The sequence below is a fragment of the Flavobacterium luminosum genome (assembly GCF_023635005.1).
In the GTDB taxonomy this organism is placed as follows: domain Bacteria; phylum Bacteroidota; class Bacteroidia; order Flavobacteriales; family Flavobacteriaceae; genus Flavobacterium; species Flavobacterium luminosum.
Map to the genome: position 1 here is coordinate 25,227 of NZ_JAMLJM010000011.1, position 15,105 is coordinate 40,331.

Genomic DNA, 15,105 nt, shown 5'->3' on the forward strand with positions numbered 1-15,105 from the left:
TATTTGACGTTATTGTAATGCTTTTAATTCTTTATTTAATCTATCAATTTCGTATTTAAGATGCTTTTTTCTCTCTTCATTTCCGAAAATTTCGGAGTACATTTCTAGTAACTTTGATTTAATTATTGGTTCGTCAATTATTTCAATAATATTTTTGTGATATTCTTTGTCTTTTACTAATAATTCAAAATCTTCTTTAAAACGCTTTTCTTTTTCTTCATGTATAGAATTCATCCATTGGATTGTTTCAGTAATTCTTTTCTTAGCAAATTCTCCAATTGAACCTTTATTCATAAAAAATCCATCTTTTAATAAATCATGAATATTAGCACCAAATGTTGATTTATCTTTTAAGATTTGAGTTGCTTTATTATCTATGTTTTCTAAAAACATAATATTTTCTTTTGGAATATCAGAAAGTATAAATGGTGAATGGCTAACAAAACAAAAATTGATTGCTTTGATTTTGTTGAGTTCTATTCCTGAAATACTATTTAATATATCATTAATAAAATTTCGTTGCATTTCTGGGTGAAAATATAGTTCAATCTCCTCCAAGATTATATTAACATTGGTGTAAGCTGTCTTTGTTCGTGTGTTTTTTACTGAATCTAGATTACTTAAATGATAAAGAATTGAACTAATAGAATAAATTTTCTGCTTTTCTCCTGAGCTCAAAGTTTTGAATTCTATTTTCTCGTTTTTTTCTGAATTTAAGATTATATCTGTATTGAAAAAAGGAGGAGGAATTAACTCTATTGCATTAATTTTAGAATAGTTTTTATTCTCTTTAATTTTTGAAATGAAATCTGAAATCTTTTTAAGAGGAACTCTTTGTTTTTTTATTGGGATATTATTGTTACTAAATCTAATGTAATTGAGTGTTTGCTTTAATTTAAATGTTATATGGCTTTCATCATTAACAAAAAGTTCTTTAAAATATTCGTCTAATAATTCCTCATTAAACTTTTTATTATTCGTACTAAAATATTTGTCATAATCTGAATAAGTCACACAAATATTAACTAGTTTATACTTTAAATAATCTAATGCTATTCGCAACTTCTTTTTATTATTACTATCATAAGAAAATTTATAATATTTATTGATTTTTTTATAAATTAAATCCTCATTAAGATTAAGATCTTTAAGCTTTATTTTTTCATTGAGGTTTGGATCATCAGTAGGTAATTCATAAATAATTTTTTCTCTTTTAGTATCATTTAATGTTATGTCAAGTTCAATTGCTTCAAGGTTATCTGTTAGTTTTTTGAAGTTAAATTTAGTTGTTGGTTTAACCAAATTAGATATTAATCTGGATTTCACTAGATGATTTTCAGTACTAATTTTGAAGTCTCCTCTAGTACGCATTGGATTTAATACTAAAGGTGTTTGATATGCATCATTTTTATGAAACAAACCATTTAACCAATCTCCCAAATCATCTGTATTATAGGCATAATGAGAGTGATTAATAGTAACTGTGTAAAAAAAATCTTGAAGTTTGTATATATCATCTGAAATTGCTGGTTGGTACAATTCAAAATTTCCTTTAACTTTTCTGTAACGATGAATTGTTACTTCATCATCAAAGACCTTTACTTTATAAAACTTTTCAACCCCTTTATTCCTTTGAATAGAAAAAGTCTTAAAATAAAATTCAACTCTTACATCATCCACATAAATAAGGTCTGCTTTTCTATTTTTTTTGTTTAACCTGAATGAAAAGTTATTAATTGCTAAGAACAGAAGCTCTATAAGTGTACTTTTTCCAGAACCATTTTTTCCTGATATTGCAGAAATACAAATTTTTACTTTTTCATTGTTTAAGCACTCAACATCATATAATTGTTCTGGGATTTTCTTCTCAAAAGATATTCTGTCATTATTTTCATCAATAGTAAATTCTCTATATAGATAATATATAGAATTTTCATTCAATAATTTCAAATATTTTTTATGACAGCCTTTAATAGGTTTTATTGCAATTATTTGGAAACTCATAACTATTTTGAATATTTTTTTAAGGAACCTATTGAAACAGCTATATCTTTTGTCAATTTTGCTAAAGGTCTTTTATTAAATTCGTTTTCATTGTAAAAATTTCCATATGCTAATCTATATGCTTCCTCCAAAGTTAATTTAGCTCCTGGAAAAGTTTTTTGCAATGTTTCAATATAATTATCATTAGAAATATGTCTTTTTTTAATTATTTCTTGTACTACATCTTTATGCTCATTTACTATAGTATTTAATTCAAAAACTTTAGTATTACCGTCAATTTTTGCTTTAAGTTCAGGGCTAAGTTTTGCACCATCATTTTTTACAAAAATTCTAAATTCATCTGTTTCTCCAATTGAACCTAAATAAGTTTTTGGGTAATAATCATACTTAATTAATTCATGTTTAGAATTTGCTTCATAAGGTGAAAAATGTGTTTGATATGAAAAACTTTTTTTCCCTTTACAATCTCTATTACAAATAGTACAAGATGGTATTAAATTAAAAAAACTTAGTGATAATAATGGATTTTCATTTTTTGGAAGAAAATGATCTAATTCCGGTCTTGTAATTTTATTTTTTCCTTTAGATAGACTAAAAGTATATTGTCGATTACAATAAGAACAAACCTTCATACCAAGACTTTCCGTCAACTGATATGGTCCCCAAACTCCATCTGGGTCAAGATTCAAAAACCAATTTTCGTAATCAAAGATTTTTTTTAATAAGAAATCAATTGGATCATAAACTAGTTTTGAAATTGTATAATATCTTTTATTTGCTAAACCTTTAAAGCTTAAATCAAGACCTAATAATACCCTGTTTTCTTTTTTTATTTTTTTCAGTGCAATAACCACATTGTTTATATTCCTTGCTTTAGGTTTGAGTAAATTTGCCTTTTTAAGATTGTTGTAATCAAATTTCTGTTCATTATTAAAAATAATTTTAATAAACGGTTCATATTGTGAAGGATGAATTATTTTATTTACTTCGTTTATGATAGTACTTGTTCTGGTTCTTTGGTGCAATTGCAAAAAAGATATATAATTAAACAGATTTATGTAGAAATCAATTCTTTTTTCAACTTCAGTTGAAACAAAATCTATATGCTTATTTCTTATAGATATTAACTCTGTTTCTGATATACATTCTCTTATGCTAATCATTTTGATTATTTTTTAGATTTCTTAAATATTTTAATCTTTCTTCTAACTCATTAATTTCATTCTCAATAGAAACTTCAAAAATTGTATTGTACATATTTATCAGTTTCATTTTAATGATCGGCTCATCGATTATTTCAATGGTTTCTTTGAGTAATATTTTTTTATCTTCAGATATATCCACATACTTATTATTGAACTTCAAATCAAGTAATTTATCAAGATCAACTATTACTTCCTCAATCTTATCTTTTGCAAAATCACCAATTAAACCATTATTAATAAAAAACGACTCAGAAAGTAAATCACTTATGTTAGCTCCAAAAGTATTTGTAGGTCTTTCAAAATCATCAATATTTAATACACTACTGTTGAGTTGACTATCTTTTTTTAAAAAGACAATTGAATAATTGGGCAAGTCTGATAATGTTATTGGATCGTGAGTCGTAAAAATTATTTGAATTTTTGGGTTTTCCATTTCTGAATTCACTTTCTTCTTTTTGATATTATCAAAAACTTTGATTTCTAAAGTGTTAAAAATTTCTGGAAGTGTTTTATTTAAAGCGTCAATATACTTTCTCTTCCATAAAGGATGATAACCTAAATCTGCTTCATCAAGTATTAATAAATAATTTTTACTTTCTCTTGTATGATTTTTAAATAATGTAAATTCATATAGTGTTGAATATAAATTCAATAGTGATTTCTCTCCAAATGATAATTTTTTATCAGCTACAATTTCGATAAAATCAATAGATGCTATTGGGATAAATGAAAAATATGCTTTTACCTTTGCATAAGCTTGAATTATTTGTGAAAGAATTTTTTTTGTCTCCTTATTTTTTACATTAAGGATTATATAGGATTTTTTTTCAATGAGGTTTTGATTTTTAATAATTAAATCATAGAAATCTTTAATTGCTTTAATACCATTAATATCAGTAGTAATTTTTTCTTTAATTATTTTAGTATCCTCATCACTTAAAATTGAAAAGCTATTATACAAAGTATTGCATCTTTGAATTAATTTATCGTATTCATTGATATCAACTTCTTCAGGATTATCATAAAATCCTTTATCTGTTTGAACTATGTATTTTGCTAATATATAATTTAAGGCTTCTTCAAAACTCTTAGCTTTTAAGATTTTATTATAGTCAAAAGTTCCTGATAATTCAGTTATAGCAAATATGTCATTTAGAAGTAGGTATGATAACAGAGATATCTCTATATTTTTAATAAAATTATTAGAACTGTGAATTAAATGAGAGTTTTGCTCATCATCATTTTTGTATTGAGGCAAATCCCAAATTTCTTTTAATGCATCAGTAACATTACCACTTTTAAGTATAGATAGATAACTATTTAAAAGACTTACTGGATTTGGAAAGTTTTTTACTCTTAAATCTCTCTCTATTGTATGGATAAGGGTTTCAGCTTTATTTGGATTTCCTAAATTTGAATCTATATAAACTTTTGTAAAATCTCTTTTGTGTAGTTTACGAGGCTTAATAATTAGATTTCCATAACTAGGGAAGTCTGGATAAATATCTTTTATTCTCTGACTGACATTGCTTTCCAAGAATATAACTTCTTTTAATATACCACCATTGTAAATATCTTCCAAAGTTCTCTCTGAATGTTTCGATTCAATATTTAATAGAGTATAAAAATCTGAAACATTTTTATCATAAATAGGAGAATAATAAAGTTGTGTATAAGAATTAAACTCAAACTTTTTAAATTCTATGTTTTCAAAAAAGCTTATCCTAGGTTTAGTCTCTTCAATAAAACTTCCATTTTTATTTCTACTGCCAATCCTGTTGTCAATAAAATATTCTATTCCTTGACTAGTTAATTTCTCATATACAAAAATTGCTGGTGTATCTTCTTGATAACTTTTATGAATTATTTTTAATAGTGTTGTTTTACCTACACCATTTGCTCCAACTATTCCTGAAATTAAAGTGATCTCATTAGAAAAAAAATCATTTATGAATTTATTGTTTTCCTTTCTATAAATAGTTATATCGTTATCAGTAATATATTCGAAATCGTAAAAATATTTGCCTCCAAAGTTTAATACTTGTGGCTCATTATTAAATAAATATTTATGTTCTTTTATGTAAATTGCAGCTAATACCATTTATTTATAAAAATCTTTCTTTTAATTCTTGCATTCTTAATATTAGATTTTCAAACTCCAAGGTTTCACCATAAATCATAAATTCCTGCATGGCTTGGTAGTCTTTTTTCCAAAGTTCAGTTACTTCAGCTGGTGGAATAAAATTTATTGTTTGTGGTGTGTGTAAATCATACGAAATTCCTCTTACTGGTGTGTATTTACTTCGGTGTTGGACTAGTGTTTCGAATAGCTCTTTATTTTTTATTGCTTCTTTTCCATAATCGTGGTCCATTAGTTTTTCTATATCGTAAAGATGTCTTGACATTCTGTAATGTCTTATGTTTTCGGTTGGCTTAAGAAATTCTTCATGCAGCAACATTATTTTTTCTAAAAAGGTTTTGGTTGGCAAAACTACAATTACTTCAAATGGTTGAATTGTAAAAGCTTGTTCCGGATATATTTGGCCAATAATTGATTGAATTTCTTTTTGTTCGTTTGGCTCTAGCAAAGCTCTTGCTCCTAATTCAATGATAACCCTTTGCGGAATGTATTCTCCTGGTTCAACTATTGAGTTGTATTCTAATTCTATACGATGCGGATCACTGGTGTCATCTATTTCATCATCAAAGATTAAATTATAATTTTCTTTATTTACTCCCAGCTTTTCTAGTTCTGAAATCAATTCTTCTTTAAATTCTCCGACTATAAAATTACCTGAAGCTTTACGAAGTTTTTTTATTTGTGTTTTTGATAACTCGCCTTCAAATCCTAACATCGTTCTATCAATGGATAAGTCTATATCTTCTGAGAAGCGTTCTATTAAGTTATAGGCTTTACTTAATGATGTGCCACCTTTAAAAACTAAATGTTGTGCAAATTTTGATGAGAAAATTGCTTTTAACGTAATGGTTACCCACCAATCTTTTTCTATTGCATCGGCTGGAAGTCCTGTTTGACTATTGACTTGGTTTAGTATTTCAAGCCGTCTTTTTTCGGATAGTTTAAGCCACTCGTTCATATTAGTCTTTATTTATTAATTCAAGGATTGTATTTCTAATCCATGTTGGTGCTGCAACACTATCTTCTTTTATGCTTTCAATGGACATTTGGTGCAATACTTTTTTAATTTTTTGTTTAGCATTTTCATCTACATTGTCTTTGCCTAACTCTTTTAATCCTTGGATTACAATGTTGAGTTTTTTATCTTTAATGGTCAGGTTTTTGGGAGTGGTTTTTTTGAATGTGATTGTTCTTTTACCTACTTTAATTTTTCTTGGTGCTCCATCAGTCAAATAGACTACATTCATAGGTACTTGTGTTGATAAGCCAAGTTGTTGTAATGCTTGTACACCTGTAGAAATTATTCTTGCTTTATCTCTTTTTGCTATAGCCACAGCAATTTCTTCTGTTGAAGGGAATAGGGTTCCAAGGATTTTATCTTTTTTGGGATATAAATAAATACCATGTGCTAATCGAATTAAAACTTCTTTTTTTTCTAATCGCAAGAGTACCTTTTTTACATTTTCGGCAGTACCGAACTCTATAAAATCGGCTATAAATAGAATGCTTCCTTTTTTTAAAGATTTTATTTTTCCTTCTATTTGATTGTGAATAGATTGTGGTTTCATTTTAATGTTATGTTTGTCCCAAATTTAGTAAAAAAATGGGACAAAAAACATTTGATGTGATTATTTTTGTTTAAAATGAATTTACAAAAAAAATATTATTTGTATTCAATAACATCACTAAAAATCTGTAAGTCGGATACTTTGTTATCGGTATGAAATTTTCTACTATAATCTATATCTTTAAATCTTACATTACGCTCACCCCAAATTCCCCAAATGAGTTTGTAGTCATTCTCTAGAAGAAACTTATCTAATAAATCTTTTCTTAAGTACGTAAATCTATGATTGTTGTTATAATCCTTGTTATAGAATAAGTTTTGCGAAGCTAAATCCCCTTTATCATCAAAAAGGTCAAAAGTTTGAGGTTTGTTAATTAGATTTAATGAATTAGCCAGTTCTTTTGAAATAACAGTTTCATGACCTGCTTTATTTAATTCACTATGACTACTTTCCCAACTGTAATCCATAACAGGTAATAGTACTTCGCATTCATCATAAGTTACTGAATCTATCTCAATGAATTCTGGGTATGAAAATTTTATTTTGTTTTCATCAAAAACTGGTCTGGCAAAATATCCTGGTTCTCCTTTCTTAACTTTAACTGTTTTTCTACCTGTTTCAAAACTAATTATACAAGAATTGTCGGCTACGGATTCCTTGATACAATATAGCTCACCTGCAAAAGTGTAATAATTACTTCTTGGGTCGGGTAAAAATCGACCTCCAATATCTTCCTTTTTAATAAGATGTTCTTTTAGTTCTTCGTATTTATCATTTTTAACTAACAATCCTCTTATGAATACAAAAACTTCACGGTAAATTTTTTTTCTTTCCTGAACTATAAAACCATCTAAACATATCCAGCTTCCATCATGACCTTTTAGTTTTTCTATTTTTAGATATTCATTAATGTCAGGTATACCGCCATTGGTATACCATTCTAGCAACGGTTGTTTTGAATCTCCGAGATAATCTTTTAAAACAAATTTTTTATTTTTAGCACGTTCAGGGAAGCTTGGATCTATATCTGCATCTGAGAAACGGAATCTATCCCAATTATCCTCTATTAATTTATTGTCTATCCGTAAACCAGCTATTTCAAAATAAGCAATCCATGAATATTTCTTTCCATATCTTTCAGTATGGGCTTGTTCTGTTCTTGAACGATAACCTTGGGATCTTATTCTTCCATCAATATCATTAAATTCTGCTTCATTCCAACCTAATTCATAAATTCTAGCATATATCTGCCTTCTAACTTTTTTCTTCTCTGGTGGGTCAGAATAGGAATGCCCACCCTCTACAATTCTACCAATAGTATAGTTACTAAAATCCATACTGATAGGTACTGAAAAAATACCTTCTTCCTTTTCATAATCAAATTCATTAGGATTTCGATTGCCACCTATTGTAAATGGAGCAGTTGTCTGTAAAACTTCTTCAGGTTTCAATAAATCGTTATGGTGCAATAATCCAATTTCAATAGTTTTTGAAGCATAATCCCTAGCTAAGATATGAGTTGTTGAAAAAGGAGCCTCTTTTTTAAAAATGGATTCAAATATTGTTAGAGCTATTCTTGGAAGGAATAATTTTTTAAAATTATCATCAGTACTGTGTTTAGCCATAACAACACCATACATAGCTGCTAATGTTCTTTCCCAAACATAAGGGTCATTTATTGATAAGGAATATAGTACCAATTCAAGAAATTTGTCAGGGTATTTTCGACCATAATAATAAAGAGCTCTTGTAGACAAGTCTCTTAATTCTCTGTTGGTAGATGTTAAAAACCACATTGCTTTTTTTGCCGCTAAATGAACTTTATCAGTCTTGAATTTTGTTTTTGATTTGCAGGCAACTTCAAAGCTATTTAAGAATTTTTTATATTCATTGTTGTAAACAAAATTGTTTGACCTAATATATTCTGTCCAACTCAAATCTCTATCGGAAACTTTCATATTGAACAATAAATTAGATAGTAGATCTATATTTAATGGATTTTGGCTATCTAGTTCAGTATTTTTGAATAGATTGAAAATGAGATTATGTTTTTTAAAATCTTTAAAATTCTCTTTGATAATATTAACTGCAATCGATTTGTTATCTATAATCTTTTTTTGATTTACTTCGAAAATAGATTTTAATAAATAATCGTTTAAAGTTTCGTTTTTGATAGATGAATAAAAACTTAATCCAAATTTTTTAATTGCTAATACACAAAAACTTCTGAGGATATCGTTGAATAGTGGGTGACATATTTTTCTGTTTAAAAGTTCATTCTTGAATTTTTTTGATTTGATTAATTCATTTAGCTTTTCTTCAGAATCAATTGATTTGAATAGATTTTTTGCAATTAAATAACCACTTAGTAAGTCATAAGTAAATGTTATAACCTCCACATTATTCCAATCCCTAAATATTAATAAATCTTCTTTTTCAAAAACCAGAAACTCTTCTTCGTTAAATATATTATTAATTGCATATTCAAAATCAATTTCTCTAGAGCTATTTTCCCAAAGAGATTCAGAAATTTTTTCAAGAATATTAATAGTGAATTTTTTATTGAACCTAAGTTCTTTTCCTAGTTTTTCGCTAATATTTTCATTGCACTTTATTAAATATTCTTCAAAAACATCAAATAAGTCTTCATTTTGGAATGAAACCGATTTACCTTGTTTAGTCTCACAAAATATTTTTAGATATAGTGGTTCAGAAAAAGCATTTATAGCTCCAGAAGAGTTAACAAGAGTTATATCATAATGCTCAAAGTATTTATCCATGGCTTCATTTAGATTATAATGGGTAAATCCATTAACTCTAACCAACTTGTCATAGTTATATGGATCATAATTAAAATAATCTTTAGGAAACAATTCTTTTTTGTATGATGTTCTAAAAGTAGTGATAAATAGAATATTGGGATATTTTACGTTTATCTCGTTTATTAATTCTTCTAAATTGTCTCCCCAAACAGATTTCCATTTTATAGCTTCATTAAGCCCATCAATTAGTAAGATTGCTTTTGTATTTTGAATTCTTCCTGCAACATCTAAAATGCTTAAAAAATCACTAATTGTCCAATCTGTTGGCAAATCTAGAATACTTCTCAGTTGGTCTTTTAAAGGTAAATCGGATTTGAAACTTTTGCCAAAAACAAAAACGGCTGGTTTATTTTTATCTAATTGTTTTTTTACTATATCAACTGAAATGTGTGTTTTTCCTTTAGATGCATTCCCGCTTATATGAATTTCATTTAATTTTAACGCAATTAATTCTTCAAAAGTACCTAAGAAATAATCATAATTCCTGAGTGTAAAATAAGGTCCAAGTAATGTTTCTCTACACTTCTTAATCTTTTCTTTCGAAGATTCACTGTTTTCTAATTCTTCATCATCCCAGTGAATTGATTTAAGTTTTTCGGAATTCTTATATAATATGTAAGCTTCATAAAAGTCTTTATAACGATTTTTATACTCATCAATTTTTGTTTCTAAAGAAATTGATAATTTGTAATTATCAGCCAAAAAATGAGACTTTATATCATCAAGTAATTTTGCACCATCATCAACTATTGTATCATATTTATTTTCAAATAAAAATGATTTTATTTCTTGATAAATTTCATCAAACTCAAATTTATTTTCTTCATTTCTAATCCTATTTATTTCTTCATTGAATTCTTTTTTAAAGTGATAAATTCCAATATTGTCTTCATTTTTTTCTATCAAATTAACTAAATCTTTACCACCTAAACGTCTTGTTATAAAATCATCAACTTCACCTTTGACATGTAAGGAATCTAAATATTTTGACTTTATGACATTGGAATTATAAATTAGTTCAAACTTTTCTTTAAACCAGTTTTCATCTAAAATCTTATCAGAAAAAAAGAATTTATAGATACTTTGATACTTTCTTAAAAGATTTAATATTATACTATCTCCCCAATGATCAATAATAATATTATTGCCAAGAGGTAAGATTGTAGATCCGTCGTGTTTTAGATTACCAACATTATCAAACCATTTTTTTTCTTCGTTTGTCAATGAATTTTTAGAGCAAAGTGTCCATTTTTTTAATTTATCACCATGTTTTTTGTAAGCAGTTTGTAACGATTTCTTAATCTGTTCTTTTCTACCTCCTTCGTCAAATCTTCCAAAGAATTTGCATTGCCAACCCCAAATGTCACCATTAGTTAATTCTAAATAAAATTCAACTCCATCGCCACCGCCACTATCGTCAATACGGGTAAAGTTACCTTCATTTTTATATTTTTCTATACATATTTGAAAACACAATTCTTCAAAGCTTTTGTTTTGAGTAGAATTGTAAGGTTTTAATTTATCCCAAGAAATTAAATCTATCATATTAATTTAAATAACTAAATATGATAAAATTAGAAATAATTTTAATGTGTTTTGTTATGATTTGATTTCATTTATAAATATTTAATTAACATTATTATTCTTTATGTAACTATGTAAATTGTATATTTCGATTATATCATTTTGATTATTTTTTAATTGTCCAATCTCAATAAATTCAATATCATTAGCGAAAGCCTTTTCTCCAATTAGATGCTCAATATGAACGTAAACTGCTTCTCGAAGTCTTGGGTTGTCTTTGTGGACGATGTAGTTTTTGAGTAAAACTTTTATTCCTAAATCGGTTGGTTTATTGGGGTTTTCTAATGGGATGAAATACATTTCACTTATTCGTAAAGTGATGCCGTAATACTCTATTGGTTTGTCGGTGCCGTTTTCGTATTTGGTTAGGTTGGTTTCAGGTTGAAGGAACGCTGTTATATTCCAACGTTCTACAACTGGTGCATGATGGACTAGTAATTCTACTTCTTTGAAAAGGTAGGGATTTCCGTTTGCGGTGATGATTAACTCGGCATCGTTTTTTTTGTTTTTGATGATGAGGTCTAGGTTACTGTTGTATTGATGTAGTATTTCGATTAGTTTGTCGAAATGGATTTTTAGTTCGTCTTTTGAAATTTCGTTTAAGAGTAGGAAAACGAAGTTATTTTGTTGGAAGTGGTTCCAGAAGTTGGTTATAGTTTTCATTTGTTTCTTTTTTTGGAACGCGGATGAAACGGATGCTTCGCAACGCGGATTTATAAGGATTTTATTTTTTAAAGGTTCTCGATACATTTCAATAAAATAGCTGGTTGCAATTTTATTGAAACACTCGAACTGACGTTAGCGTTTATCTAATGTTGATTTATCATAGGCAATTAGATTTACCATCTCTCGTAATCTGGAGCGAACTCGGTTGCCGTAATGTTTTTCTATTTCTGTGGCTGATAGGTTTGTGGTTATGTGGGTTTGGAGTTTTTTTGAAATGAATAGATCATATCGGCTTAATAGAATTTCTGCCATTACATTACATTCGTTGCCGAAGTATTTTAGGTTGTTTTCTGTTCCTAAATCGTCAAAACAATAGGTTCTTGGTTCTGATTGGTATAGTTTGCCATTGCTGTATTTGTGGATTATTTGGTAGCCGTCCTGGATGAATTCAAAGCTTATATCTCGACACGGTTTTACGAAAAATTTATGCTCTGTGGCTGTTAGGTATTTCATTAAATTCATCAATGATGTTTTTCCGCATCCGATTGGTCCGGTTAATAAGATGCCTTTTTCTAAATCGATATTGAATTGATAACAAGCTTGTTCATCCTTCAAAAAGTATGCAATTAGTTTGTATATTATTTCATGGTCTGTTTCTAAGATTTTGAATTTCTTACCATACAACTCAATTCCTTTTTTTTCTAACCAAGCAATGATTTCTAAATAACTTAATGTCGTATTCATAACTTATAATTTTAATACCTGACTGCCACTGGCAGTCCACCTCTTAATATCAAATCTTGGTTGAGGTTTATTCCGTATTGAAAGCATGTTGGCTCGTCTTTTAGGAAATAAGCGATTAGTTTGTACACAATTGGGTAATCAGTTTCTATTATTTTGAAATGATTGCCGTATAGTTCAACTCCTTTGTTTTCTATCCAAATAATAACCTCATTATAGCTATAATGGCTCTGAATAGTCTTTGTCGGTTGTTGTATTGAGTTGTTTTGCTCTGTTGGGTTGTTCTGCATTTGAAATGAATTTTGGTGCGTTAATCATCCAATTTTGTGCTGCTGCTTGCCAATCGACCATTGGTGTTTTTCCACCAACTAACCAACCGACACTTTTGAAGTAATTGAAGAATTTTTGAGCTTCTTGTTCCGGAAAGTTATTTTCTTGGAAATAGGTTTTGATTTCATTCAAGTTTGGTTCAACGAAACCTTTCTTTTTTTCGCGCAACTTTTTTTCTTGGGATGTGATTTCTCCTATCGCCGAAATGACAAAATCATTTTCATTTTCTTCAAAATTTTTTGAGTGCTTTTCCAAGTTTGAAACGTTTTTATCGTTTAAAATGTTTGTATTGTTTATATAGTTTATAGAAGGTACTACTGCTTGTTCAGTACCTGTCTCACTACTAGTACAAGACTTGTTCAAAGCTTGTTCAGAAACAAGTTCATTAAGTGGTTCATTTTTTGGTTTTCTTTCGGATTTTGGCAACGGTTTTAAATCTTCAGAAAAGTTGAATAAAATGACATGACTTCCTTTGAATGGATTATATGATGGTTCATAATTGATATAACCCAAACTGTGCAAGTTCTTCAGACATTTGTGATAGGTTGCTTTAGAACTTATTTTGCTAATTCGCATTACCTCATCACGATTAATACTGATTGGATTTTTGAAACGATTACAGTTCCAAAATTGAAACAAAGCAATGTATAAGCTAACGTGAGTTGGATTTAACGTCTTATCAATGGCTACTTTCTCAAAGAAACCAGTGAGATGTTTTATGTAATTCATTCGGATTGTAATTATTTAAACAGAGTAGGCAAAGCATTTACCTTATTTCCATTTAATAACTTATCAATATCTGAATTGTCATAATACATGATGCCACCTATTTTGGTATAGGTCAGTGTTCCGTTGATGCGGAGGTTTTGTAAAGTACCTGGAGAAATATTTAACAGTTTACGGACTTCATTGGATTTGAGCCACTGTTTTGTTTGTTGAGGTTTGGACTGAATGATTTCTTTTAAATCGTTCAAAAGAAGACTTCTGAATTCGTTTAAGTCTTCACGTGTGATAACTTCGATTGCCATAACGTTTATTTTAAATTGTTATGGTGCAAATTTGTGAAGATTGTATTGTTTTATTTCACAACGGGGTTTGAGTTGTGAACGATTTTTAATTAAATGACTTCATCTGAGTTTTCCATTCGTTTTAATAAGCCTTCATTTAAAGTAGTGATGAATTTTGTTTTGTCATTCTTTCTGGCTCTTATTTCAAGGAATGTTCGACGGTATTGACCTAAGTCGATTTCGAAAATGTGTTCAAAATTTTCAGCAATATCTTTTAGGTCAGCAGCACCATTATTGAAAACTCCTTCAGAATGTAGTGCATAAATTAGTTCTGTAAGTGCTACTTTTGAGCTTGTCCAAATTAATTTTGTATTCGGTTTGCGTTGTGATTTATCACCTAAATCTTTATTTTCTATCATAATTAGTTGGTCTTCAATATATAATTGAATTAAATCATTTGCTAAAATCCTTGCTACTTTGAAGTCGTGAGAAGTAGAGAAGGAAGCATCTGTTTCAAAATAATAACTATCTAATGCTAATTTTATATCAAATTTGCCTCTTAAAAAATATTTATGGTCTAAATAACTACTTCCTGAGCGATAATATTTATAAAAGTCGAGTTCGTTATCAAAATAGGCTTTAAGTTTTTGAAGCTCGTTCTGAAAATATTTCTTCACAATTCTATTACCTCCATTAGGCCTTTTCATTTCAATTTTATAGACCATATTGTAATAAATTAGTTTTGAAGAGAATTGGGGTTTAATTTCTTTAAAAAATTGGATTTCTTCAGTTTCAGATTTGAATTTGAATTTTGAAATTAAGTTTTTCAAATTAATCAATACTTTTAAAATAATTTCAATGGAACTTTCGCAACGAGTTATCTGATTATCAATTTCTAATTCGATAAAATTTAGTTGCTCGTTGAGATCGGATAATAATTTGGTTGTTTTTATATTCAATTTAGGATAAGTAGTTTTATGTTTAAATTTACAGTAGAATCTAATAGAAAATATTACTCCAGAAAGCATCAATTCTTCT

At 28.0% G+C, this 15,105-nt stretch carries 11 protein-coding genes; all 11 read right to left on the reverse strand.

Annotation, left to right across the window (positions count from 1 at the left end):
* Nucleotides 1–9 precede the first annotated feature (9 nt).
* A complete protein-coding gene (locus NAT50_RS11580; protein WP_250593386.1) occupies nt 10–2,004 on the reverse strand; it encodes an AAA family ATPase in 1,995 nt (664 codons plus the stop codon).
* 2 nt (nt 2,005–2,006) lie between these two features.
* Nucleotides 2,007–3,167, reverse strand: a complete 1,161-nt coding sequence (locus NAT50_RS11585; protein WP_250593387.1) for a hypothetical protein — start codon at nt 3,165–3,167, stop codon at nt 2,007–2,009.
* Nucleotides 3,160–5,310: an ATP-binding cassette domain-containing protein gene (locus tag NAT50_RS11590; RefSeq protein WP_250593388.1), complete on the reverse strand. Its 2,151-nt coding sequence runs from the start codon at nt 5,308–5,310 to the stop codon at nt 3,160–3,162. Before NAT50_RS11590 ends, NAT50_RS11585 begins: the two co-directional genes overlap by 8 nt.
* 4 nt (nt 5,311–5,314) lie before the next feature.
* Nucleotides 5,315–6,307 (reverse strand): nucleotidyl transferase AbiEii/AbiGii toxin family protein, encoded by a 993-nt coding sequence (locus tag NAT50_RS11595; RefSeq protein WP_250593389.1) that lies wholly within the window; start codon nt 6,305–6,307, stop codon nt 5,315–5,317.
* Nucleotide 6,308: 1 nt separating this feature from the next.
* Entirely contained in the window at nt 6,309–6,917 is a 609-nt protein-coding gene (locus NAT50_RS11600) for a DUF6088 family protein (protein WP_250593390.1), read from the reverse strand.
* Between the two features lie 95 nt (nt 6,918–7,012).
* Nucleotides 7,013–11,284, reverse strand: a complete 4,272-nt coding sequence (locus NAT50_RS11605; RefSeq protein ID WP_250593391.1) for an NACHT domain-containing protein — start codon at nt 11,282–11,284, stop codon at nt 7,013–7,015.
* A gap of 81 nt (nt 11,285–11,365) precedes the next feature.
* Nucleotides 11,366–11,986 (reverse strand): hypothetical protein, encoded by a 621-nt coding sequence (locus NAT50_RS11610; RefSeq protein ID WP_250593392.1) that lies wholly within the window; start codon nt 11,984–11,986, stop codon nt 11,366–11,368.
* 135 nt (nt 11,987–12,121) lie between these two features.
* The gene (locus NAT50_RS11615) at nt 12,122–12,733 is read right to left on the reverse strand and encodes a P-loop NTPase family protein (RefSeq protein ID WP_250593393.1); all 612 of its coding nucleotides are present in this window, start codon (nt 12,731–12,733) and stop codon (nt 12,122–12,124) included.
* 216 nt (nt 12,734–12,949) lie between these two features.
* Nucleotides 12,950–13,789 (reverse strand): transcriptional regulator, encoded by an 840-nt coding sequence (locus NAT50_RS11620; RefSeq protein WP_250593394.1) that lies wholly within the window; start codon nt 13,787–13,789, stop codon nt 12,950–12,952.
* 11 nt (nt 13,790–13,800) lie between these two features.
* Nucleotides 13,801–14,088, reverse strand: a complete 288-nt coding sequence (locus tag NAT50_RS11625) for a helix-turn-helix domain-containing protein (protein ID WP_064715049.1) — start codon at nt 14,086–14,088, stop codon at nt 13,801–13,803.
* A gap of 89 nt (nt 14,089–14,177) precedes the next feature.
* Nucleotides 14,178–15,026 carry an RteC domain-containing protein gene (locus tag NAT50_RS11630; protein ID WP_250593395.1) on the reverse strand — a complete coding sequence of 283 codons (849 nt, stop codon included), beginning with the start codon at nt 15,024–15,026 and terminating at the stop codon, nt 14,178–14,180.
* Between the last annotated feature and the right edge of the window lie 79 nt (nt 15,027–15,105).

Coding starts and splice junctions, on each gene's coding strand:
- NAT50_RS11580 (WP_250593386.1), bottom strand. CDS start 2,004: ATGAGTTTCCAAATAATTGCAATAAAACCTATTAAAGGCTGTCATAAA.
- NAT50_RS11585 (WP_250593387.1), bottom strand. CDS start 3,167: ATGATTAGCATAAGAGAATGTATATCAGAAACAGAGTTAATATCTATA.
- NAT50_RS11590 (WP_250593388.1), bottom strand. CDS start 5,310: ATGGTATTAGCTGCAATTTACATAAAAGAACATAAATATTTATTTAAT.
- NAT50_RS11595 (WP_250593389.1), bottom strand. CDS start 6,307: ATGAACGAGTGGCTTAAACTATCCGAAAAAAGACGGCTTGAAATACTA.
- NAT50_RS11600 (WP_250593390.1), bottom strand. CDS start 6,917: ATGAAACCACAATCTATTCACAATCAAATAGAAGGAAAAATAAAATCT.
- NAT50_RS11605 (WP_250593391.1), bottom strand. CDS start 11,284: ATGATAGATTTAATTTCTTGGGATAAATTAAAACCTTACAATTCTACT.
- NAT50_RS11610 (WP_250593392.1), bottom strand. CDS start 11,986: ATGAAAACTATAACCAACTTCTGGAACCACTTCCAACAAAATAACTTC.
- NAT50_RS11615 (WP_250593393.1), bottom strand. CDS start 12,733: ATGAATACGACATTAAGTTATTTAGAAATCATTGCTTGGTTAGAAAAA.
- NAT50_RS11620 (WP_250593394.1), bottom strand. CDS start 13,789: ATGAATTACATAAAACATCTCACTGGTTTCTTTGAGAAAGTAGCCATT.
- NAT50_RS11625 (WP_064715049.1), bottom strand. CDS start 14,088: ATGGCAATCGAAGTTATCACACGTGAAGACTTAAACGAATTCAGAAGT.